Source organism: Gordonibacter sp. Marseille-P4307 (assembly GCF_900604965.1).
GTDB lineage: Bacteria > Actinomycetota > Coriobacteriia > Coriobacteriales > Eggerthellaceae > Berryella.
Window position 1 is genome coordinate 395455 of record NZ_UWPD01000001.1, and the last position, 23448, is coordinate 418902.

A 23448-nucleotide genomic window follows, 5' to 3' on the forward strand; every position below is an offset into this window, starting at 1 on the left:
TTCCACCTGACGAGAATCCTACCGTATTCCACCCGCCATGATGCAGATCGTACGCAAAATACCGACGAGGCGAGGCGGACGGAAAAAAACAGCTGCCGTGACCTTTATACTGGACATACGTCAGAATGCGTCCGCACGGACGCCGGAACCCACCTTCTGAAAGGCGTTTGCATGGTCTCCCGCGTTTACGTAGAGAAAAAGCCCGGATTCGACGTCGAATCGCACCAGATCGCCCACGAACTCCGCACCATCTTAGGGGTAGAGACGCTCGCGGGCCTGCGCATCGTCAACCGATACGATGTCGAGGGGATCTCCGACGATCTGTTCGAAGCGTGCGTCCCCACCGTGTTCAGCGAGCCGCAAACCGATATCGCCACCTACGAGCTTCCCCGGTCAAACGGGGCTGCGGTGTTCGCCGTGGAATTCCTCCCCGGCCAGTTCGACCAGCGCGCCGACAGCGCCGCCGAGTGCGTTCAGCTGATCAGCCAGGGCGAGCGTCCCGAAATCGCCACCGCGAAGCTGTACTTTCTGGAAGGCGACCTCGATGCAGCCGATATCGAGCGCATCAAAGACTACGTCATCAACCCGGTCGAGGCGCGGGAGGCTTCCCTGGCCGTCAAGACCACCGTGCGCACCGAGCAGCCCAATCCCGAGAAAGTCGAGGTTATCGACGGGTTCCTCAACCTGAGCGACGACGAGCTCTCTGCATTCGTGTCCGATCGGGAGCTTGCCATGGACCTCGCCGACGCGAAACTGTGCCAGCAGTACTTCGCCGACGAAGGCCGCAATCCCACCATCACCGAAATCAAGATGATCGACACCTACTGGTCGGACCACTGCCGCCACACCACGTTCGGCACCGAGCTTGCCGACGTGGCCATCGACGACGAACGCGCCGCGCAAACCTTCGAGCGCTATCTGGAAATCCGCCGCGAACTGGGTCGCGATAACAAGCCGATCTGCCTTATGGATCTGGGCACCATCGCAGCCCGCTATCTGAAAAGCAAGGGCGTGCTAACCGGCCTGGACGAATCCGAAGAGATCAACGCCTGCACCGTGAAGGCCACCGTCGATGTGAACGGGGTCGACGAGGACTGGCTGTTCCTGTTCAAAAACGAGACGCACAACCATCCCACCGAGATCGAGCCGTTCGGAGGCGCGGCCACCTGCGTGGGAGGCTGCATCCGCGACCCTTTGTCGGGACGCAGCTACGTATACCAGGCCATGCGCCTTACCGGCGCCGCGGACCCGCTGGTTCCGGTAAGCGCCACCATTCCGGGAAAGCTTCCCCAGCGCAAGCTGGTCACCACAGCCGCGGCGGGCTACGCCTCCTACGGAAACCAGATAGGCCTTGCAACCGGCCAGGTAAACGAGCTCTATCATCCGGGCTATGCCGCGAAGCGCATGGAGATCGGCGCGGTGGTGGGCGCCGCTCCCGCACGCAACGTCCGCCGCGAGACGCCCGCGCCCGGCGACGTCATCATCTTGCTGGGCGGCCGCACCGGACGCGACGGCATCGGAGGCGCCACCGGCTCGTCCAAGGCCCACGACGCCGAAAGCCTGGAATCGTGCGGAGCCGAGGTTCAGAAGGGCAACGCTCCCGTCGAGCGCAAGATCCAGCGCCTGTTCCGTCGCGGCGAGGCCACGCGCCTCATCAAGCGCTGCAACGACTTCGGCGCCGGGGGCGTGTCGGTTGCCGTGGGAGAGCTGGCAGACGGCCTGTCCATCGATCTGGACCGCGTTCCCAAGAAATACGAGGGGCTGGACGGCACCGAAATAGCCCTGTCCGAAAGCCAGGAGCGCATGGCGGTCGATGTAGCCGCCGCCGACGTGGACGAATTCATCCGCTACGCCCACGAGGAAAACCTGGAGGCAACCCCCATCGCCACCGTTACCGAGGAGCCCCGCGTCGTTATGACCTGGCAGGGCGACACCATCGTCAATATCAGCCGCCAGTTTCTGGCCTCGAACGGCGCCCCCAAGCGGGCAACCGCCCACGTGGCGGCCGCCCGCTCGTTCACGCCCGGGTTCGAGGGGTCAACCCTCGAGGAACGCCTGACCAACGTGGTCACCGACCTCAACACCTGCTCGAACAAGGGGCTGTCCGAACGCTTCGACTCCACCATCGGAGCAGGGACCGTGCTCATGCCCTTCGGTGGGAAATACCAGCTCACGCCTTCGCTCTCGATGGTCGCGAAGTTCCCCGTCGAAGGCGAGACCACCACGGTTTCGGGTATGGCCTGGGGCTTCAATCCCTATATTTCCGAGCGGAACCAGTACGCCGGAGCCTATCTGGCCGTCGTGGAAAGCATCTCCAAGCTGATAGCCACCGGCTTCAAGCGCAAGAACGCCTACCTTACGTTCCAAGAGTACTTCGGAAGCCTGCGCAACGATCCTAAGCGGTGGGGCCTGCCCGTCGCGTCGCTTCTGGGCGCTCTGGCAGCCCAGCTCGACCTGGAGGTCGCCGCCATCGGCGGCAAGGACTCGATGAGCGGAAGCTTCGAGGATCTGGACGTCCCCCCCACCCTCGTCAGCTTCGCCGCCGCCACGGGAAAGATCGACGCCATCGTGTCGCCCGAATTCAAGGACGCGGGCCATCGCGTCGTCGCTTTCTGCCCCGTGTATCGCGACGGGCTCCTTCCCGACGCGAACTCGCTTCGGGCGACCCTAGACGGAGTCGAGGCGCTTATCGGAAGCGGTGCGGCTCTGTCCGTGTCCACGCCCGGATACGGCTGTGCGGCCGAAGCCCTGTTCAAAATGTGCCTTGGCAACCGGATCGGCCTGGCGCTGAACGGATCTTTCATCGATGAGCTGTTCGAGCCCTCCTACGGCTCCTTCATCGTGGAGATGGCCGACGGCGCGGATATCCCCGAAATCCCCGGCGTGCGCACCGTTTCGTTGGGAAGCACGCAGGCGGCCTGGCGCCTCGATGCCGCAGGAGAGAGCATTTCGCTTGCCTCGATGCAGGAGGCATGGGAATCCAAACTCGAGCCGGTGTTCCCCTACCGTCAGGCCGGGGAAGAGGTGGAAACGGTTACACACGCGCAGTCCGCTCCGCTAGTCTACAGCGGCTCCATCGCCAAACCGCGCGTCGTCATCCCGGTGTTTCCCGGCAACAACTGCGAGTTCGACATGGCGCGCGCATGCGAGCGCGCGGGGGCCGAGCCGCACATCATGGTGGTGAACAACCTCACGCCCGCACGCATCGCCGAAAGCGCGCGCGAGCTGGCCAAGCAAATCGGCTCAAGCCAGATCGTCATGATTCCGGGAGGATTCTCGGGAGGCGACGAGCCCGACGGATCGGCCAAGTTCATCACCGCGTTTTTCCGCAATCCCGAAGTGACCGAGGCCGTTCGCGATCTGCTGCAGCGCCGAGACGGCCTGATGCTGGGCATCTGCAACGGGTTCCAGGCGCTCATCAAGCTGGGATTAGTTCCGTACGGCGACATCCGCCCCATGGACGAAAGCTGCCCCACCCTCACGTTCAACACCATCGGGCGCCACCAGAGCCGCATCGCGCGGACTCGCGTCTCGTCGAACCTCAGCCCCTGGCTGGCCCTGTGCGAACCGGGCGATGTGCACACCGTCGCCATCAGCCACGGCGAAGGACGCTTCGTGGCAAGCGACCAGCTTATCGAACAGCTGAAGGCAAACGGCCAGATCGCCACCCAGTACGTGGACGAAAACGGACGGCCCTCCATGGACTGGTCGGTGAACCCGAACGGATCGGTTTTGGCCGTCGAGGGCATCACCAGCCCCGACGGGCGCGTGCTGGGCAAGATGGGACACACCGAGCGCTTCGGAAACGGCACGTACCTCAACATACCCGACCATACGTTCCAGCCGCTCATCGAAGGCGGCGTGAACTACTTCGCCTAGCGAAGGAGCATCCTCTGCGTACGAAGGCCGTCTGCCGCGCACCCCGCGACAGACGGCCTTTCCCGTTCTATCTCCCCCGCGCAGATCAAGCCTAGGCGGAATACTGTGCAGCACCTTTGCCCGCGATGCGCCCGAACGTGAAGATGTCGGTCATCGAGCAGGATCCCAAACGGTTCGTCCCCATGATATGACCCGTTACCTCGCCTGCGGCGTACAGGCCGGGAATGGCCGAGCCCTCCGTGTCGATAACCCGAGCCTCGGTGTCAATCTGCAGGCCTCCCATCGTGTAATGAACGGCGGGCTTGCAAGCCATCAGGTAGAACGGACCGTCTTCGATCGCATTCATCTTGCCGCGATAGCCGAAGTCGGCATCCTTGCCGTCTTTGCAGTACGTGTTCCACTTTTCCAGCGTCTTTTTGGCGCCCTCGGCGTCTACGCCCATGTCGTCGCAGACCTCCTGCAACGTATCGGCCTTGACGATCACCTTGCGCGACAAGATGTTCTCGTACTCGTCCGCGTGGGTTTCAAGAAGTCCCGTCGCATCGGCGCCCTTTTGGTTGAACAGCAGATACCCCTGCTCATCGGTCTGCTTCAGTATCGCGTTGGAAATGACGTCGCGGCGCTCCAGCTCTTCGACGAACCGCGCGCCCTCCTTGTTCACCATAATCGCCTGATACTCCAGACGCACGTCGCCCACGTACAGAAGCGCGCCCGTGCCCGGATCGCACACCGGATACGTCTGAATATGCTCCATGTCCAGCAGGTTCGCGCCAACCTGCTGGCCCATCTCGATACCGTCTCCGGTCACGCCCACAGAATCGGTGGACAGGAACTTCTCGTTCATGGCGGGGTTGTACTTGGTGCGCATCTCGACGTTGGAACCGAAGCCGCCCGTCGCCATAACCACGGCCTTGCACTCCACGCTCACCTGCTGGCCGGTTACCGTGTTGGTGGCCTTCACGCCCACCACGGCCCCGTCCTTCTTCACCAACTCGGTGGCGCGCATGCAGTCGATCAGGGTGATGGCGTCTATCTCGCGGGCGCGTCTCGTCAGCTTCGTGGTCATCTCAGAACCGGAATGCGTGATCGGAATGAGCGAGCGCTTGGTGTGATGGCCGCCGAACTGCATCAGGTCGTGCTTCCACGACACCCCGCCCTCGAACGTCAGCCACTGCGAGCTCTCAAGGGCGCCTTCGGCCACGATCTGGACCAGCTTGGGGTCTCCCAGGTTGTCTCCCCCTTTAAGCATATCGGCCGCAAGGTCGTCGGGGCTATCGGAGATGCCCTCTTTCACCTGGATCCAATTGCCGGGAACCGCCATCTCGCCGCCAGACAGGGCAGTGTCGCCTCCGAACACGCCCATCTTCTCCATCAGCACCACGGTGCGGCCCGCATTCGCCGCCGTGATGGCCGCAGCGAAACCGGCGCCTCCCGCCCCGATCACAACGACGTCGGCGCGATCGGGAACGACGCCCTCGCCGGCATACTGAGACTTATCGCGCTTCTTCCACTGATCGGACTTCATACCGATATCGTTCAGGGCGTCCGAAACCGCGCCGATAAATGCCATGCTGGTGAGCGTGGCACCCGAAACGGCATCCACGTTCAGCGTCTGTCCGTCGATGATCTGCTTCGTAAGCTTCTCCATGGCAACGTCGCCCATACCCGGGGTCTCGCGCGAGTCGAGCACCGAGATGCGGTCAATCGCACCCTCTTTGGCCGACACCTCGATGGTGAAGCTGCCGTGCTTGCCCATGCCCGTCCCCACCGCGATGCCGGTTGCGCTCGGGTTCTTCTCGCCCTTCTTTCCTCCGGGCGCGCACCCCGCCAACGCAAGGGTTCCGCCAATCGCAGCGATAGAGCCGCCCATAAGGAACTGCCTTCGTGAAAACTGACCCATACTTCCTCCTTCGGTTTCCCGCGCACGCGGGCCCCTACAACCTCGGAAAACCATGCCGCAGCCACCCCGCATTCGCAATCGTCCGCCCGGGTTAAATGCCGTAACCCAAGATTAACCCCCTGGCTACCTTGGCTTTCAGGATATCTGTCGGGCGGAAAACCCCTACAATGGAGCCTTGTCCGCACAAGGTCGCTCGATCGATGCGGATACGTGCGCCGTCGTTTCATGCAGGAGGGCTATGGACGCATATCGGAATCCGGGGTTCGCCGCTTACTGGAGATCGGCTTTCGGGCGTGTCTCGTCCATTCCCTTGGTATTCCTTGGCGTGGGCCTGTACCGCGCTTGGCTGTCCATCTTCTTTCGCTTCGACGCGTTCCCCAAAATCGGCGTATCCGATTACTTCCTATTCGAAAGCGCCATCGGCGTCGCATCGCTCGCGCTTGCGTTCACCGCCGGAAACGGAGGGGCGCTTTGGCAGCGCCCGCGTGCCCACCTTGCGGGCGCGGCGCTTATGACCGCAGGGGCAGCGCTGCTCTCCCTTGGGTGCTTCGCGGTGGAATCCCCCGCCCTGCGCATCGGCGGCCTGGTGCTGGGCGGTGCGGGGCTGGGATCGCTCATCATCATGTGGGCGGAATTCTACGGATCGCTCAACCCGCTGCGCGTTGCCCTGTACCACGCCCTGGCCATTTCCGTTGGCGAGGCTATAAAGTTGCTTTTCATGGGGTTGAACACGTCCTACCTGGTGTTTTTCGCGGTGGTTCTTCCATCCGTCTGCTTCGCCTGCGTCCGCGCCAGCATGAAGCGGCTGCCCGAAAAGCAGCGCGAGCATCCGTCTGTTACCGGGGACGCGAAATCGATTCCCTGGAAACCCATCGCGCTGATGGCCACGTGCACGTTCGCCGCTGCGTTCGGAGCGCTTCCCACCCAGCCGCTTGTTGCCGGCAACATCGCCGGGGCGCTGTTCGTCACGGCGCTGGTGTTTTTCGGCGTGCTGTCCGCCTCGAAGTGGTTCAACTTCGACACGGTGTACCAGCTCGCGTTTCCCTTGTTCATCGCGGGTTTTCTGTTCGTTATGCCCGCGGTCGGCGGAAACGGGCAGATCATGGCGTTTTGCTACGATGCCGGCTACACCATGCTTTCCATGTACATCATGATCGTGCTCAGCAACATCACGTACCGCTTCGGGGTAAGCGCCGTATGGCTTAACGGCATCGAGCGCGGTATTCGCTACCTGGTAGAACTTGCGGGATGGGCTACGTTCTTCGCCGCATCGACCCATCTGGGACGCAGCGAGAGCGATGTGCTATACGACGCCATCATGCTCATTGTGGTTCTGACGTTCCTGATCATCTTCTTCACCGAGCGCGGCCTATCGGCGAAATGGGGCGTCGTACTGGATGATTCGCTTGAGAACGAATCGCGGGCGGGGCAATCCGCCATGAGGGCGTCCGATCTGTCGCGCTCGTTCGGGCTGACTCCGCGCGAAGAAGAGGTGCTGCAGCTGCTGGCGCAGCACATGACCGTCGCCGAAATAGAGCGAGCGCTGTTCGTGTCTCAGGGAACCGTGAAGGCCCATATCAGCCACATCTACAAAAAGATCGGCATCCACAGCAAGTCCGAGCTGTTCGAGCTTTTGGAGGGAAGCGGGTAGCTTCCATCGCCCACGCTTCTCGCGCCAAACTGCCGAACGATTTCACGCTAAACCTCGGAACGTTTTCGCGCCAAACCGCCGAAGTGAATCCCAGCGGCACGAGGAAGGGCAACTGGACAGCGGCCCACTGGGCCTAGATCAGGCGCATCGAGCTCAAGGAGAGGGCCGACGTGGCGACAGCGCGCGAGCTCGCATGCTGGCGCTGGACCATCGGGTGCATGGCGGAGGCGTAGCGATGGCGGATGCGACCGTATGACATAGAGCGATCCCTCCCATCCTGCGACCCGATCCGAGGCCGTTGGGGCCAACCCCGGTCACTTTTTTGCGAGCGCAGAAGGCGCCACCCGCGTAACGAGACCGTCGAATCGATGAGGCAACCCCAGTCGTAGCAACGGAGTGCCCAGCACGCCAGTGCCACGGGCGGATATTAACTGCAAAGACGAGCGTCGGAAAGACACGCCAAGGTCGCCGCAGGAGGGTCGAGATAGAGAAAGGGCCTGGCCTTGGGGCGGAACCCATGGGCCAGGCCCGATATTGCCTATTGACAATGTCCCGCTCATATTAGAAAAGATGGCGGGGGAAAGTCCCCGCCATTGGTTGGACCAGGGCCTTTCAGCCAGCCCGAAACGTATGTTGTTTATATCGCTTGGGACATGTTCTTGTCCATGTGTTTTCGGCATTGGGCACCAGATTGCCATATTCACAATGACGCTCATAACGATGATAAAAAACATAACAGACCAGCTACATTAGTTAGCTGACCTGTGTAAATGTTGGTCGCAGGGGCAGGACTTGAACCTACGACCTTCGGGTTCCTTACCCGAAGAGCAGTCCTTTTTTGACCCGCCGCATATATGAGCGCAACACATAGAGCCAACCGAATGTCGCATGCCGTTGTCTGCCTTCAGCCCCAAATTGCGTCTGCATCCATACCGCTGAAAGCCTAATAAACGTAGGTGGCCATCGCTTTCTTTGAGCATTCCGAACTTTCGGTTAAGATAGAATATTGTCTTTGCTGTAAACCATGGCGGTTTAACTCCATTCCTGGTAGCCTGGCTGAGGAAAGGAGAAGGGCTGAAGGTGGATAGGATTCCCGTAATAGATTTGTTCGCTGGTCCGGGTGGCTTGGGCGAAGGCTTCTCCTCATTGAGGGATAGTGCCGGCAATCGCATATTCCAAATCATTATGTCGGTAGAGAAAGATGAGCTGGCCCACAAAACACTAAGGCTGCGTGCCTATTATCGCGCTCTTTTTGACAAGCATGGGCGCATTCCGAAAGCCTACCTCTCGTTCATCGCCAACCCCAGCGATGAAAACTACGAGACACTTGTCAACTTTGACGAAAAGTGCTGGGATCGGGCATGCAAAGAAGCGCTTTGCATGGAGCTCAACGAGGGCGATGACGCCCTCGTTGACGAAGCCCGAATTCGATTGGCCAACTATCAGGCACCGACGGGAGATTGGGTTTTGATCGGTGGCCCGCCTTGCCAAGCGTACTCCCTAGTCGGTCGAGCCCGCAGAACGCGCGAGAAGGCAAAGCTCCAAGCCGACACTAAGCAAACGCTTTACAAGTGCTACCTTTCGTTTATCCGTAAGCTGCAACCCAGCATCTTCGTGATGGAGAACGTCAGGGGCCTACTCTCCGCCCAGCTTCACGGAGAGGGCGTCTTCGGACTCATCTGGCAAGACATGGAAGATGCAGGTTACGTCATCAAGTCGCTAGTTGTCGAAGACCCCAAGACCTCGGACGATTATGTCGTTCAAGCTGAAAACTACGGCGTGCCCCAAGCGCGCCATCGGGTGATTCTTTTGGGAGTCCGCTCAGATCTTGGACTCGACACAGAAACGCTCGTCGAGTCGCCCCAGGTTTCTCTTGGTGAGGTTCTCGCTGGAATACCGCCGATACGAAGTGGCTTCTCCATGCGAAATAAGGGCTGGAGCGACATGAACTGGAAGCAATATATAAACGGCGCCATTGACAAAATACTTGCCACCCCTGAAGGCGAGCCTCTGCGCGAGTGCCTCATGGCAGTAAAATCCTCTCGTCCTCCCAAGGTGATCACGAAGAACAAAGTGGTCGACGCATGCAATATCTATGCTTCGTGGTACCGGGGCAGTCTGGGAGGCAGTAAGGTGCTTCCGAACCATGAGTCTAGGACCCACCTCGCCTCAGACCTCGATAGATATCTGTTCTGCTCTGCCTATGCCAAGGTATACGGCACGCCCGCAAGGCTGTACGATTTTCCGGACTACCTGCTGCCTGCGCATGAGAACATCAAAGGGATCAGAGCCGGAAAAGAGGTTGACTTTGATGACAGATTCAGAACGCAGCTTTTCGACAAGCCCTCGACGACGATAACCTCCCATATAGCCAAAGACGGCCATTACTATATACACCCCGACCCACACCAATGCCGCAGCTTGACCGTTAGGGAGGCTGCGCGCCTGCAGACCTTCCCGGATGATTATTTCTTCGCGGGCAACCGGACGTCGCAATACGGTCAGGTCGGAAACGCTGTCCCCGTATTGTTGGCACATCACATCGCGGGCATCGTTGCTAAATCGCTTGACGCCAATTCGGTAGTTCGGGACCCGAGAGCTAGCTCCTGATTCTCCGATTCCTTTTGAGTTTATACGGGCAGCCCAGGTGCTTGAACCTATCCATCATTTTGACCAGCACCACAGATTGCTTGTCAGTGGGAATGCTTCCCCTTCCCATTTTTGTGGTAACTCTCATGATGCCCTGTTCTCGCTCGGTGCCCTCGCCATTGGCGACCGACCACTTCAGAACATTTGACCAGAACTCGGGGCCCATGCCGATTACCAGCTCTTGAGCCTCGATTCCGTTTAGCTCCCTCTGGTCCTTCTTTGCCTCGGCCTTGGCTTCTCTTTCATCTGAGAGGTCGAGAAGCGTTGAAAGCCATTCCGAATCCCAATCGATCTTCCTCTTGTGCAGTTCGGTGAGGCACTTCTCTTGCTTGGCCCATTCGGTAATGTTCTTGTAGCCGGCCTGAGGAGACATGAGCACCTCATGGGCCGCGTCTGCAGCCTGGCCGATAGCCCTTCTGAACGGCTTGTCGATTTCCTGGGCGGTCCATATCGCCTCGAAGTTCACGGCTTTGCCCATCTGCTTTACCGCGTGGGACAGTAGCCCGAGGGTCAAAACAACATGAGATGCTCTGTAACCGCCTTGCTCGTACCATTCGCGCTCCGTGACGATTTTTTCCGTCACGTTGTAGATTATTTTTTTGGCAATCAGGCGGCGGTAGTAAAACTCGTTGAACTGCAGTTGGTTCTTTTCCCACTCCAATGTAATCTGCTTCGCGAATTGGGCGAAGTTCTTCTGCGCGCCCCGGTTAACGTAATATGCGTCATCCGTCCATACCATGAGGTATTTTGCCAAGTCGGTCTTCGTGAAGCTCTGGGGCTTCGGGTAGACCTCTGCAAACTTCTTCTTCTTGCTTGGCGTGAGGTAAGCCTGTTCGTCCCTGTACTGGCCGCGGGCGCGCTCGTAGTACCACTTCGTCTCGATGTAGCTTCCATGCTGGGGCGGTGCATAAATCCTGCGGGAGAAGTCTTCGATCCTGATGTGGTACGGATGGTTGGAGAAGAAGTCGGCGTCGGACACGCGATTTTGGCTGTTCGCGCTTCTTGAAATCATGGGCACGAGTTCTTTGGCTTCGTCCGGGCTGACAACGCTCAGTTTCATCTGAACGTAAACCTTGCTCAGGTCTACGCCGCTCTTGTAGGCCGCATAGATTGATGCTGTGGTTTGTCCGCCATTCACGATTTGGAAGTTGTCCAACCTGACGATCTTGGCTCCTTCGTCGGTGTCGACCGTTTCCACCTTTTCGGCAGTAGCGGTTAGGCCGTTATTGAAAGAGAAGAACATCTCGGGGGTGTTCTCAAGCGTTCCCTTTATGCCTTTGTTTACTTTGCTCCTGGCCTGCAAAAACACCCTGACGTTTTGTTCCAGCAGGCGCGTGCCCCATTGGTCGTAGATGGTGGCCAAATCAAGACCTGGTACGGCTGCTAGATAAACCTCGTTTTTACCGGTCTTCGCGCTTGCCCGCAGCGCGCTTAACGGCCCCGATGGGAGTTCTTCGAAATCGACGACAAGCGCCTCGCGTTCTCGCCCGGACGAGACGAGCCTGTGAAGGCGCGAGATGTCCCAGACGCTATACGTCACTTCTCGGCCGTCTAGATCTGTATCAGACTTACCTTTCGCCTGGGCGCTCAGCACCTTGTTCGTAAGCAGATAGACCTTCACTCGCGAAACGATTGACCAGCGCTCGTTCATTAAGCCCGCGAGCTCGTATCCTGGGCTGCTCTCTTCTAGGCCATCGCGGAACTTTTGGCTCCTAGACTTGTCCACGAAGTTTACGGCTCGCTTGAACGCGGCGTCGATTTCGGTTCGCGTCAGAGTCTGTATCTCGTGCTCCACCCCTAAATCGAGCACGATTACCCCCAGTGTGGCGCTGTTTGCCTCCCTCGCTATCGTGTCCTCGAGGGGATCGCCGCAATAGCCGTCAATCCTGATTCCTCCGCGAGACGGCTGGTAATGGGCATAGATTGCATCGTCAAACTCGCCCGCGTCGATGAGGTAATCGGTGAAGATGTCGAACAGCGCCTCTTCCTTGTATATCTGCTCGGCGTTAGACGTTGTGACAATCTCTTGGAAGAATTCCTCGTAGAACTCGTCAAGACTAGATTGTTCGGCCATTGTATTCTCCAATCGCTCTCTCCACGCTCGACAGCTCTACCTTGAAGGCGTCGCATTTGGATAAGTCGAGCGAGTACTTGACCTCTGATACGCCAGACGGCAGGTCAGCCGGTGTAATTCTTGGAAAGCCGTCTGATACCAGATACGAGCCCTTGCCAGTAATGTCCCATGTAATTGTTGAGTAGTCGACGTCGTCGGAATAGCCAACGGCCGCCAATCGCAACGAGAGTTCCTCGGTCGCCAAGTAATCATCGCCGATGGCTTCTTTTGTTTTCCGGACTTCATCGGCAAGGCTTATGCCCCCGCTCGGGGCCTCGTCGAGTCCGAGCACGCATAGATACAGCTCTTCTGGTGGCTTCGCCGCAAGCTGGGGCTCAGAGCTGATTTTGACTTTCGAGTTGGCTGATCCGCGGTTCGACTTCACCTCTACGTACAGCCTTCCGAACGAGAAATCGCGGGGTGATCCCAAAGGCCCCGTCCATGCTTTTACGGCCTCGTTGGCCGGCATCGCCTTGAAGCAGACCTCCCGAAGGAAGCGCAGCTCTGCGATTAGCCCTTTCTGCTCGTGTTTTCCGAGCTTGCCCGAGCTCAGGCTTAGCATGTATCGCCAGATCTCAAGTCGGATTCGGACGTGGGAGCACACTTCGTGAGGAACGGCTTTCGTCACGGCGTCGATGATGTCTTCGCACAGCTTCATAAAGGGCTGGAGGATGCCGTCTTCCGTCAGCTCGATGAGGATCGACCTTGCCTTCGACTGCTCGTCGGCCATCTTCGAGATTCTTATCGCGCGCATCGCGGGCAGTGTGTCGTCTTTGCTCAGGCACGGGTATTTGATCAGGAGGGCGTTGTGCCCCTCGCTGGTTTTTGCCCAGAAGACCGAGACCCGTCCGCTGGATTCGAAGCCCTCAACCAAGCGGGTGGATATGTAGTCGTCTGCTGTCGGGGTTTTGATGGTTCCCCACGGGTTGCTACTGCTCATCTTCCACCTGGCTATCCTCGTCGGGCATGTCCTCGCCCAAGCTCATATCCTGCAAGGCGACGCTGTTGAAGACGTATTCGACATTCCAGTCTTTCTCGAGTGCCGGAAAGCTCATGCTCCATGCCACTGCAGGAATGGACAGGTCCTCTCTGTCCCAGAATTCCTTGTCCAAGGGGCCATACTTGCTGTCGCCCGGACCGGTGCAGTATTCGTACTCCGTGATGCCCTTTTTGGACATGATTCCCTGCCTGAATTTCACGTCGAGCATGTGGATGATTAGCAGCGGCCTCGACCTATGGTCTCTATAGTATTTTTCAAGGCCCAATGTGCGGGTTGTCTGGGATTGCGCGTACTCGTATTCTTGTTCAGCTATGGTTTTCTCGTACGGGCTTAAGCCGGCTGCCTGAATGCCCTTGGAAGCCACCTTGAACCTGTTTCCGATAAAGATCTTTTCACCGTTCGTTTGGCAGCCAGGAGAACGTCGTTGCCTGTACAGCTGCAATCCGCAGCACTCGAAATGCAGGTCGCTGTCATGATGCTTGCTCGGCTGGATTCCCGCCACCAGGACATCCCAGTATTTCTTTGACTCAAGGTCGAAGTATTCGATGTACTCGAGCACCTTGTCGGTCTTCGTGAGCATCGAATCATCGCAATTAACGTACCCCTTCAAGAAAGCCTTTATCTCGGAAGATGGCACTGCAGTGAACAACGGCCCCCATTTTGTATCGACCGTTCTCTCGCAATCGCTCGACTCGAGTCTCGCAATGAATTCGAATGCATGAGCTTCGTTTGTGCTTCTGACTTGCTCATTGCGTGGCAGAACGGTCGTTTCAATGAACTTGTTGCTCAGGCTGATGTTCCTTATCAGCTCTCCGGCGCCCATCTTATTCCGCGCTGTCACCATGAGGGTCGAAGGATGGGACCTGATTTTCTGCCCAAAAACTAGGGGGCTCGCTTTCTGCTGCTGCATCCTGATCAAATCGTCTACCAGATCGTCGGTTGCGTCGGCTACAAACTTGCACCAACCCGCAGACTCCCTGGTCATCCAGACCCTGCATACATCCTCATATCCGGGACGATGCCCAAACCAACGGCCCATCTGCATAAGCGTGTCGTACGCGCGTGAATTCCTGGCAAAGTATGACGTCACGAGGCCTTCAAGGGTCAGGCCGCGTGACAGGCTATAGCCTCCAATCGCGACGACATGCTCTCCGCCGCTCCCATAATCTAGGCTATCTATTGACTTCGAGTTGATTAGTGCAGTGCGCAATGGCCTGACTACGGAATAGAGCGTGGGGTATATCTCTTCCCAGCCGTACTCACACTTGCCTTCGAATTCATCGTCCCAGCATTGCTTAAGCGCCGCTATCTCAGATGAATTGCGTTGGGCCTCCTGGGCCGGCAGCGCCCGATAATTCTTGATTGGTGGGCGCAGCACGTCTTGGATGTATTCGTCGATACGGACGCGGTACTTCTTTTGGATCTTGTTGTAGGGGCTTATGTTGACGAGCATGCTCACATCGTCATCGTCGCCGTTTCTGGCTATCTTGATTGCCGCCGACAAGACAAAGGTTCTTATCGCGTCGACCATCGACTGTGGCAGCTCTTCCACATCCCAGTCTTTTTTGCCTATGGGGAGTTTGGCCACATCGTCGATAAACCTCACGTATCGTGACCGATCGACCGTCTGGTCGTCATCGGGCTCGATATCAGCGAACACGACGCCGGGGCCGAAATAGGAATCCGCCGCGCTCAGCGTGTAGATGAAGTTCCTTGGGAATAAATCTCTCCCGAACTCCTCATCGATCTGGTCTTTATCAATGAGGATATTCGCATAGGGAGTTGCAGTGTAGCCGATATACACGCTCTTGTTGAACAGGCTGAGCAACTCTCTAATTTGGGAGTTGATTCGTGATATGTCGTCCTTGCTGTACTGCGTGTTGATCGAGGCGTTGTCCGCCTCATCGTCAACCAAGAAAAGCTGGTCGCTATCCGTCCGGTATTGTTCCAGCCATGCGATAATGTTTTGCAGGGTTCGGTAGTTCTTCTTGATAACGAACACCCAGGGTTCCTTGGTGTTTTCTGGATCCACCTGCATCAGCGATTTCATCTTCGCTTTCTTGAAGTCATCGCTTCTGGTTGTCCCGGGGTTCGGATGCCTAAAAGCACCCCGGGCGACCTCACCAACCCCAACAGGGACCCGTTGGATTGATTTTTCTATGGTTGGCCGATAGTCGTATCCAACGAAGCCCTCTTCGATGCGCTGCTGCGTTTGCGACCGCAGGTCGTTTGTGGTCGCAGCCATTACGACGATGTATTTGTACCCGATGTCGGCCGCGCGACATATCAACCCAAGGTAATTAGCAGTCTTTCCCGACTGGACGTTGCCGACAACGAGGCCCTTCTTCATGAATTCGCCGCTCGTCGACGGATTTGCAGTTAGCGCCAAGATTTCAAAACTGTCTTTGCCTATCGCATCACACACGTCTTTTGACCAATGGCGCTGAAGCCTCAGGTAGCTTTCGTATTGGTTCCAATAGTGCCAGTCGACATCATCATTTATCTCCTGAAGCCATGGCGTGTTGTCGTCAGAGTCTATTAGGTAGTGTCCTAGCTCCTGCTTTACCGACTGGTCTTTCCAGTACTGGTCAACGACTTTGGCGACGAAATCGTCTCGGTTAATCTCGCCGAGTTCCGGGTACTTTTTCATCATATCCAGATAAAAAGCCAGGCAGTTGCGGGCGGACTCCTCTACCTCCGCTTGCGTCGGTATAACGTCGGCTTTTTCTTTCCACACCAAATCGCTTACATCGTTGAATAACTCTTCGTAGGCATCCATTACTGCTCCTCAATCCCCAAGGCTTCTAGCACCGATCCCCATCTCCCCTCGAAGATGTCCAAGCTTCGCATGATGTTCAGAATCTTCTCGTCTTCGTTTCCCTGAGATTTCATCATTCCAAAGAAACTGTTGGCAATCTCGGCCAAGTCGCTCTCTTCGATTGGCGGGTTTGTGACGCTCTCAGGATTGTTCGACAGTTCGTAATACAACGATTCGGTCGGAAAGCCTGATTCGATTAGCCTGAACAGCACTTCAAGATGCTTGGCGTCTTCGGCGTCCAGCTCTAAGAGGGCTCCTGCGATATTCGGGTGCTCCCGATTGATTCTGTAGGCGATGCTCCCGTTGTCTTTTACGGCGTTCCAAACGGGATACAAAGACGCTGACGTCTGCCTCGCGCCCCTTCGTCTGTAGACCTTCTTGGACGGAGAATTGAACGTGTTAATCAGGTTTCTTACTGTCGCTCGCACCTCTTCAGGCAATTGCGCCGATACTTTCTTGACGTCGATTTTCCAGTCTTCATCATGGTTGTTATCGATGTCGATTTTTACCCTGCATAATTGAGTCAGTGCGGTTTTCTTCGCCAAGTTGAACCATGTCCCGTAGATAATCAGTCTGCGAGCTCTGTAAAGATAGATGCCCTGGTTCTTCTGATAGCCTCCCACTAGCCCATATTTTTCGTACTCTTCTTTGCTCGAGTACTTCGACGAATGCGGCAACGTGAAACTCTGGACGGCAACGCCTTCGGAAACAGGCTCAACGGGATGGATAATCGTTGCCTCGTGTCGAGAATTGAACGGATCAAGCGGTTCGATGGGCACGCCGTTTAACGTCATGGTGACTTTTTTATAGCCGCGTTCCGTAGCAAGGAATCTATGAAAAACCAGAGCGATATGCTCTTCCGTCTCAGAAACCTGACGATTAAACACGGACTCGAGCGAGTGCTTATCCTTCGCCGAATCTCTTATGCGATCTATGTTTTCCCAAAGAACGAGCGTCCCGTCCCCGTCTTGCAGCAGCTCGTTAAAGGGAATCTCCTTGCGATCGGCTATCTCGAACACGTTCCACTCGTTTGTTTTCACAACCAAATCGAGATCCCACGCGAACGCACTGTACGAGCCACTCTTTCTGGAGAGAACCGTCATCTTTCTGCATTGGGAAAAAGACGCGGTTTTTAACCCAAGCCCGTATCTGCCCAAATCGTTTTCATTCCGCAGTTTCCTCGGATCGGCGCTTCCCATTCGCATGGACGAGAACAATTCGTCGTGCGTGAGGCCATGACCGTTATCGCAAATGGCGACAATGGGCTCGGGGGTTGCACGGGCCTCGATTCTAATCTCCGTTGCATCTGCGGCAAGCGAATTATCGATAAGGTCCGCTAGGGCCGTCTCGAACGAATAGCCGATATCGCGCATACTCTCGATGAGCATGGACGGCACCGGATCTAAACGCTTGCTGGTCACATTGGTTTCCATAACCGCTCCGTTTACGCGTGCGCTGGTGCGCTACTTCTTGCTCAACTCTTGGATCATGCAGTTCCTCACGAAGGCCGAGAAGCTCACCCCGCGCAGCTTGGTGAATCTGAATCTGCCCCGATTTCGTTGACAGGTGCTAAGCCGCCTTCGATCGGCTCTCTTCCATCTGCTTTTTCTCGAACTCCTCGGGGCTGAGCCAGCCCGGCGCCGAGCGAATCCCGATCCTGTTGCAGAAGCGCTCCATGCACTCGGATGTCTCGAGCGCCGCCTCCTCTCCGCCGGAGAAGGCGCGCGCGTGCGCGCATTCCGCCTTGACGACCCCCGTCAGGGACTCCGTGACGGCGCTGTCCCGCGGGCTCGAGACCGGCCCCGTGGACGGCGCGATTCCGCCCTCCCCCACGGTCTTGCCGACGAGCGGCGACGCGCACCGGCTCCCGTGGTCCGAGTGATGCAGGCAGCTGGAAAGCGAGCCGGGGTCGACGCCCAGCCCGCGCGCCACCTCCGCATAGGCGGTGTCGGACTTTCTGTGCAGCTCTACGGCCTGCTGCTTGAACTCCGGTGTGTACTTTGGCGTACCGGCCATGATCTTCACCTTTCTTCCTTTCCGAAATCTTATCGGAAAACGGAATTGCAAGTGTCAACCAATCTGGGGCAGATTCATCAAGGGCTGGAAGATCGTCGACCGCGTGCTGCCCTGGGAGGGCTTCACCGAGCAGCGGAAGTACGGCCTCGACGAGATGCTGCGCGCCTTCGACGGCGCGATGCCCGAGGGGGAGCGCCTAGGCGAGTTCCTGGACTCCGTCGAGGTGCCGGTCTCGGAGCTGCAGGTCGGCGACGAGGTCTGGATGTTCGCCGTCGGCGATGCCTGGAAGACGTACCCGGTCGTCGGCTTCGGCCAGCCGGAGTCCAGCCGCATCGCGGCTGCGGTCGATACGCCGGACGGCAAGACGGACGTGACATACCCCGACCTGCCCTACGTGGCCACGCACGACCACGGCGGCAACTTCTCCTGGAACGCCAACAACTACGTCCACGGCGACACGGCGCGCATCCGCCCGCGCAAGTAACCAATACCGTCAAGGCGCGGGTCTTCCAAGGTCCGCCCGGAGAGGGGCTTTCTATGAGCGAGATGATCCGCAGAGCTGAATGGGACCACATCAAGCGCGACTACGCATTCCGGAAAAACGACTCCGACTTCGAAATGCCCGATGGCTGCGCCGAGCACCATGACCGGCAGAAGGTCTACTGCGAGGGGTGCGACTCCAAGTACGGCACCATCATGGTGTCGCGCGAGATGTGCGCATGGCGCCATCCCACGTTCGACGAGTTCTACGACGGCGCAGTGATCGACTAGGCAGGAGCGACCATGGAACCGCACGCAACCGGCAACGCGACGATAACCATCCCGGCCGAGAAGCTCGAGTGGTTCCGCACCCAGATTGCCGAGATGCGCGGTATATACGCCGACGGCATAGCCCGAGAGGTTGCCGAGGAGCTAGGGTGCCTGCTGATGCTCTAGCCGTACGAACAACTTCAAGCTGCGCCTCTGCGCGACGGTGGGCGATGCGATCAGAAAACCCCAGCCGCTTGTCCGCCGAGCCCCACATCATGATGTGCATGCCGTAGTCGTCGAACATGCCAATCCTTTCGTTCGGTCGAAATGGCAAGACAGATGCTATCGGCGCGTCACAAGCCCAATACATCTACCTTCGACAAAAATCACCCAGCGTCATGGGAAAATAATCTCGGAAAACGCTTGCTCGTCACGCGGCGTGACGTTGCATGATGCACCTTGAAAGGAGGTGGTTTCCATGCCGGACAAGCAAACCGACAACCAGAAAATGTACTCGACGGGCGAGCTCGCCCAAGCATGCGGCACCACCGTGCGCACCGTGCAATACTACGACGAGAAGAGCCTCGTCCATCCAACCGACCTCACGGAGGGCGGCAGGTGCGTATACACGGACGACGACGCCGCCAGGCTGCGTCGTGTGCTGCTGCTGAAGTCGCTGGGACTCAGGCTCACAGACATCCGCAGCTTCCTGGATAGCAACGACTCAACAACGGTACTGCGCGACATCCTGCAAGAGCAGGACGCAAGGCTCGCCGAGGAACTCGAGGAGCGAGCACATGCCAGGAAGCGGATCGCCGCCATGATCGAGGCGATCGACGCCACCGGGGAACTTCCCGCCGAGACCGTCCCCGACATGGAAGACATCATGCAAGAGAGGGCCAGCATATGAAGAAGCGAGCTCACCCCGGTGTACAAGACGCTGCTAGCCATCGGGATTCCCGCGGGCATCGCGGAGATCGGCACGATAGCCTGGTGGATTGCCACGGGCGACTGGCGTCCGTTCGCAATCGTCCTGCCAATCGCCGTCATGATAGCCGCACTGCTTACGCGGACGTATCGCAAGCGCACAGCATACGTCTGCCCGCACTGCCGCAAGGTGTTCGTGCCCGCGACTACGGAATGGTTCTTCGCCAAGCACACGCCCACGACACGCAAGGTCACCTGCACCGAATGCGGCGAGAAGGACTGGTGCGCCGAGGTGTCGATCGAGCGGCTCGCAGCAAAGACGGGAAGCTAAGCACTGCACTTCGTCCAAGTCGTCGGTGACGGTGGCGCTCTACGCCACCGTCACCGCTGCCGCCGCGCTCAGATTGCCGTCAATGCCGACGACATCGCCCGCGAGGTCGCAGAGGAGCTAGGAAGACTGCTGCAGCCCTAGCCGCGGGCGCGTGTGGCGCTCGTGATAGGTCGCCCTCCAGTCTGCGCATACGGCCTTCGCCTCCTCGCGGCGCAATCCGGGAAACTCATTGACGAGGTACGGTGGCGCCATGGCCGAGCTCTCCTCGCCGCTCTCGCGCGGCTTGTTCAGGAAGGCGAAGCGCTCCGTATCGGGGAACATGTTTCTCATACGATGGGCTCCTTTTTCTGCTCCGATTATCCCGCAGACGCCCGCCTTCCTCCCGGCAACCCTGCCGAACCCATGCGGAAAGCACCCGCATGGACTCCCCTTAACGGCCTTACTCCATCACGCTCCGCCCGAGGTGGAGCTTCTCGAAGTCACGGCGGTAGGGCCCCTTGATGCCGACCTCGCCAACATCCTCCATGCCCTCTATTCCAAAGCTCCCGAGATACGACTTGACCCCGTCATCGTCCGTCAGGAAACGGCCGAGCGCCGCCATATCGTAGAGCCCTCCCACGGCAACTGCAGCTCCCATGCGAAAGTAGTCGTTGTTGCAGTAAGCGCCTCTATCACGCTTCTCCTCTGCCATGTGCGCACCTCGTTCCAACTGCGCCTTTAGCTCGTCTCGCATCCTAGCCCCGGCACGCATCCCCGGGAGTACCTCATCGGGGACACGGGCGCCGCGTTCTCTAGCCAGCGCCATCCCGCCCTCCGAAACGGTCCGCCAGCTGGACTCGGGAACGCATCGCCGCCGAGAACCCGGACGGCCGCAAGGTGCGAAAAAACTTCCCGGCTCGAATCCACGGGCACGATCGGGAACTCGCAGCCCTCCGGGTTTTCGCCTTCCTCCTTGCAGCCGCCCGGAACCCCGGCGCTCCACGCGCCACGGGCCCGCGAAGGACGGGCCGACAGATTAGGAGGTCGAGATGGAAAACACCAAGAACACGCTCGAGGTCATGATGGTCCCCGTCGGCGGCAAGCCCTACCGCAAGACGCTCGGGGCAGATGAGAGCGGAAGCTTCCTGCGCACGCTGCAGGAATGCGTCGGCGGCATGATGGAGCCCGCGGGGTACATCTTCGGGAACGCGCCCGCCGTCTACGTCAACGAGGAGGAGCTGTTCGGCGCATCGCTGGACACAGCGAACAGGGCCGTCTACGCGACGCACGAGATGGCCGAGGCTGGCTATCTCTCCCAGATGGACTATTCGAGCGTGGTCGAGGGGGGCGATCTCTACAGCATCGTCTTCGGCGACATGGTCTGCGTCGGGTTCGACCACGAGACCGGCGAGGACCGCGGCATCAGCGACGACGAGGCCGCACGCGTGATCAAGCGTTTCGGCGGCAGCAAGTCGATCCAGTCGGGTGCCGTCGAGTGCCTCCGGCTTGCGTTCCGGAAGCGGGCGGCCGTCTAGGCCGCCCGCAGGCGCCCTCCCGCCGGCATGACACGTTGCCAAGGAGGGAGGAGTCGATGTCGACCATGGACTCCTTGACTTGGGAAGCTTACAATGCTACTTGGGAAATTACTTAGAAGCTTACCGGGTAAGCTCCTAAGTAAGTGCTGCACTACGCAGGAATGCACCGAACGGGCGGGAGTGTGAACATGTTTGCGATAACCAGCGACGAGCAGCTCGCCGCGAAAATAGAGAGGATGCGGGCAGCCGGAACGGACCTCGCCGAGTGCGAGCTGAAGGCCGCCGCCGACGGCTTCCCCAAGAGCGTCTTGGAAACCATGTCCGCCTTCGCGAACACGGCGGGCGGCACCATCGTCTTCGGCATCAGGGAGGCCCGCGGCTTCCACCCCGCGCAGGGGTTCTCGTCCAAGGAGGTCCAGTCGGGATGTGCCCAGGCTGCACGCGAGGGCATAGAGCCAGCCCTCCAGGCCGACATCCGCATCCTCGACTTCGAGGGCTCGCCGACCGTCGTGGCGAACATCCCCGAGCTCTCTCCCCGCCAGAAGCCCTGCTACGTACGCCGGCTCGGCCAACGCAACGGATCCTACATCCGCACCGGGGACGGCGACCACAAGATGACGCCGTACGAGATCGACCGCTTCATAGAGAACCAGATCAACAGCGCCCGCCACGACGCGGTCGTCGTCCCAGACGCAACGCTCGACGATTTCGACGCCGGCCTCCTGACCGGATGGCTGGCGGCGGAGCGCACGTCGTCCTTCGGCCGCGTCGAGACCCTCGACGACGAGACGCTGCTCGCCAACCGAAGGGCCATAGCCCCCGACGAGCACGGCGTGCTGCGCCCCACACTGGCCGGCATGATGGCGCTCGGATCCTACCCCCAGAAGTTCTTCCCCCGGCTCAACGTCGTCTTCACGAGCTACCCGACTAGCCAGAAAGGGTCGCCCCGCGATGGCGGAAGGCGCTTCGACGACTCCGCCAACCTCGACGGCCCCGTGCCGCAGATGGTCGTCGACACGCTGCGCGTGCTCTCGCGCAACATAAAGCACGGCGCAATCGTCAAGGGCGCGCTGAGGGAGGATGTCCCGGACTACCCGCTCGACGCCGTGCGCGAGGCGATCGCCAACGCCCTCATGCACCGCGACTACTCCCCGGAGGGACAGGGGGAGCCCGTGATGGTCGACCTGTACCCTGACCGCCTCGAGATCGGCAACCCCGGCGGGCTGTACGGATCGCTCACGGTCGAGCAGCTGGGGCAGAGGGGCGGCACGACCTCCCGGAACCAATCGCTCTCGCGCATCCTGGAAGAGGTGCCCTACACGGACGTGGACGGCAGGCGCGGCAAGGTCGTCGAGAACCGCGGCACCGGATACCAGATCATACGCAGCTCCCTCGCGGATGCGCTCATGAAGAACCCGGTCATCGACAACACCTTGGACGGCTTCCGGATAATATTCAGGCACCGCAGCATGACCGAGCAGGAGAGCGCCTACTCCAGGAGCAACGTGGCCGAGGCCGTGCTCGATTTCATAGCCTCACGCGAGAGCGTCTCGAGGGCGGAGGTCGCGAGGGCCGCCGGCATTGCGGACAAGACAGCGAGCAAGTACATCAACGGCCTCATCGGTCAGGGCCTCGTGGAGGGCATCGGGACCCAGAACAGCCCTAAGCGTCGGTACAGGCTCATCGGCAGAAAGGGATGAGCTGAGAAGCCCTACTTGGGAACCTAGGTTCGGAAGTTCCCAAGTAGATTCCCAAGTGAGTTCCCAAGTAGGCTCTCATCGTCGCATGCGCAGGGGCTGCAGCTTGCTCGGCCGCGCTGAACGGTCGCCCCGCGGCGGATGCCGATTCCGCCGATTTCGGAATGATCCGGAAGTCGTCCCCTCCCCGAATTCCCCCATCT

At 59.0% G+C, this 23448-nt stretch carries 19 protein-coding genes; 10 read left to right on the forward strand and 9 right to left on the reverse strand.

Annotated elements, in window-relative coordinates; translation table 11 throughout:
• The first annotated feature begins 171 nt into the window (after nucleotides 1–171).
• The gene (locus EIH26_RS01800) at nucleotides 172–3879 is read left to right on the forward strand and encodes a phosphoribosylformylglycinamidine synthase (protein WP_124060497.1); all 3708 of its coding nucleotides are present in this window, start codon (nucleotides 172–174) and stop codon (nucleotides 3877–3879) included.
• Nucleotides 3880–3970: 91 nt separating this feature from the next.
• Here the strand turns inward: EIH26_RS01800 and EIH26_RS01805 are convergent, their stop codons facing one another.
• The gene (locus tag EIH26_RS01805; protein WP_124060498.1) at nucleotides 3971–5779 is read right to left on the reverse strand and encodes a flavocytochrome c; all 1809 of its coding nucleotides are present in this window, start codon (nucleotides 5777–5779) and stop codon (nucleotides 3971–3973) included.
• A gap of 238 nt (nucleotides 5780–6017) precedes the next feature.
• Between EIH26_RS01805 and EIH26_RS01810 the strand changes: the two genes are divergently transcribed.
• On the forward strand, nucleotides 6018–7430 hold the full coding sequence (locus EIH26_RS01810; RefSeq protein WP_124060499.1) for a helix-turn-helix transcriptional regulator: 1413 nt from the start codon (nucleotides 6018–6020) through the stop codon (nucleotides 7428–7430).
• Nucleotides 7431–7563: 133 nt separating this feature from the next.
• Here the strand turns inward: EIH26_RS01810 and EIH26_RS08585 are convergent, their stop codons facing one another.
• Nucleotides 7564–7689 (reverse strand): hypothetical protein, encoded by a 126-nt coding sequence (locus tag EIH26_RS08585; RefSeq protein ID WP_255409463.1) that lies wholly within the window; start codon nucleotides 7687–7689, stop codon nucleotides 7564–7566.
• Nucleotides 7690–8510: 821 nt separating this feature from the next.
• Between EIH26_RS08585 and EIH26_RS01815 the strand changes: the two genes are divergently transcribed.
• A complete protein-coding gene (locus tag EIH26_RS01815; RefSeq protein ID WP_206424653.1) occupies nucleotides 8511–10040 on the forward strand; it encodes a DNA cytosine methyltransferase in 1530 nt (509 codons plus the stop codon).
• On the opposite strand, the gene EIH26_RS01820 is transcribed toward EIH26_RS01815, so the two are convergent.
• The 5 genes from EIH26_RS01820 to EIH26_RS01840 form a co-directional block, all read right to left on the reverse strand.
• Nucleotides 10030–12153, reverse strand: a complete 2124-nt coding sequence (locus EIH26_RS01820; protein ID WP_124060501.1) for an AIPR family protein — start codon at nucleotides 12151–12153, stop codon at nucleotides 10030–10032. The genes EIH26_RS01815 and EIH26_RS01820 overlap by 11 nt on opposite strands.
• Nucleotides 12137–13132, reverse strand: coding sequence for a PD-(D/E)XK motif protein (locus EIH26_RS01825; protein WP_124060502.1), 996 nt, complete (start codon nucleotides 13130–13132; stop codon nucleotides 12137–12139). The genes EIH26_RS01820 and EIH26_RS01825 overlap by 17 nt, the downstream gene beginning before the upstream one ends.
• On the reverse strand, nucleotides 13122–15971 hold the full coding sequence (locus EIH26_RS01830; RefSeq protein WP_124060503.1) for a Z1 domain-containing protein: 2850 nt from the start codon (nucleotides 15969–15971) through the stop codon (nucleotides 13122–13124). Before EIH26_RS01830 ends, EIH26_RS01825 begins: the two co-directional genes overlap by 11 nt.
• Nucleotides 15971–17443: an ATP-binding protein gene (locus EIH26_RS01835; protein WP_124060504.1), complete on the reverse strand. Its 1473-nt coding sequence runs from the start codon at nucleotides 17441–17443 to the stop codon at nucleotides 15971–15973. Before EIH26_RS01835 ends, EIH26_RS01830 begins: the two co-directional genes overlap by 1 nt.
• Nucleotides 17444–17579: 136 nt before the next feature.
• A complete protein-coding gene (locus EIH26_RS01840; RefSeq protein ID WP_124060505.1) occupies nucleotides 17580–18026 on the reverse strand; it encodes a transposase in 447 nt (148 codons plus the stop codon).
• Here EIH26_RS01840 and EIH26_RS01845 point away from each other — a divergent pair.
• The 5 genes from EIH26_RS01845 (at nucleotide 18025) to EIH26_RS01860 (ending at nucleotide 20034) form a co-directional block, all read left to right on the forward strand.
• The gene (locus tag EIH26_RS01845) at nucleotides 18025–18510 is read left to right on the forward strand and encodes a hypothetical protein (protein WP_206424654.1); all 486 of its coding nucleotides are present in this window, start codon (nucleotides 18025–18027) and stop codon (nucleotides 18508–18510) included. The genes EIH26_RS01840 and EIH26_RS01845 overlap by 2 nt on opposite strands.
• Nucleotides 18511–18563: 53 nt before the next feature.
• Nucleotides 18564–18797, forward strand: coding sequence for a hypothetical protein (locus EIH26_RS01850; protein WP_124060506.1), 234 nt, complete (start codon nucleotides 18564–18566; stop codon nucleotides 18795–18797).
• 12 nt (nucleotides 18798–18809) lie between these two features.
• Nucleotides 18810–18962: a hypothetical protein gene (locus EIH26_RS08340; RefSeq protein ID WP_164470945.1), complete on the forward strand. Its 153-nt coding sequence runs from the start codon at nucleotides 18810–18812 to the stop codon at nucleotides 18960–18962.
• Between the two features lie 292 nt (nucleotides 18963–19254).
• The gene (locus tag EIH26_RS01855; protein WP_124060507.1) at nucleotides 19255–19686 is read left to right on the forward strand and encodes a MerR family transcriptional regulator; all 432 of its coding nucleotides are present in this window, start codon (nucleotides 19255–19257) and stop codon (nucleotides 19684–19686) included.
• 18 nt (nucleotides 19687–19704) lie between these two features.
• The gene (locus tag EIH26_RS01860) at nucleotides 19705–20034 is read left to right on the forward strand and encodes a hypothetical protein (RefSeq protein ID WP_124060508.1); all 330 of its coding nucleotides are present in this window, start codon (nucleotides 19705–19707) and stop codon (nucleotides 20032–20034) included.
• A gap of 117 nt (nucleotides 20035–20151) precedes the next feature.
• Here EIH26_RS01860 and EIH26_RS01865 read toward each other — a convergent pair whose 3' ends face one another.
• Together EIH26_RS01865 and EIH26_RS01870 are read right to left on the reverse strand one after the other, a co-directional pair.
• Nucleotides 20152–20364 (reverse strand): hypothetical protein, encoded by a 213-nt coding sequence (locus EIH26_RS01865; protein ID WP_124060509.1) that lies wholly within the window; start codon nucleotides 20362–20364, stop codon nucleotides 20152–20154.
• Nucleotides 20365–20473: 109 nt separating this feature from the next.
• Nucleotides 20474–20725, reverse strand: coding sequence for a hypothetical protein (locus EIH26_RS01870; protein ID WP_124060510.1), 252 nt, complete (start codon nucleotides 20723–20725; stop codon nucleotides 20474–20476).
• A 337-nt stretch (nucleotides 20726–21062) separates the two neighbouring features.
• Between EIH26_RS01870 and EIH26_RS01875 the strand changes: the two genes are divergently transcribed.
• Both EIH26_RS01875 and EIH26_RS01880 read left to right on the forward strand, forming a co-directional pair.
• The gene (locus tag EIH26_RS01875; protein WP_124060511.1) at nucleotides 21063–21548 is read left to right on the forward strand and encodes a DUF3846 domain-containing protein; all 486 of its coding nucleotides are present in this window, start codon (nucleotides 21063–21065) and stop codon (nucleotides 21546–21548) included.
• A 188-nt stretch (nucleotides 21549–21736) separates the two neighbouring features.
• Complete coding sequence (locus EIH26_RS01880; protein WP_164470946.1) at nucleotides 21737–23248, forward strand: ATP-binding protein; 1512 nt, start codon at nucleotides 21737–21739, stop codon at nucleotides 23246–23248.
• The last annotated feature ends 200 nt before the right edge of the window (nucleotides 23249–23448 follow it).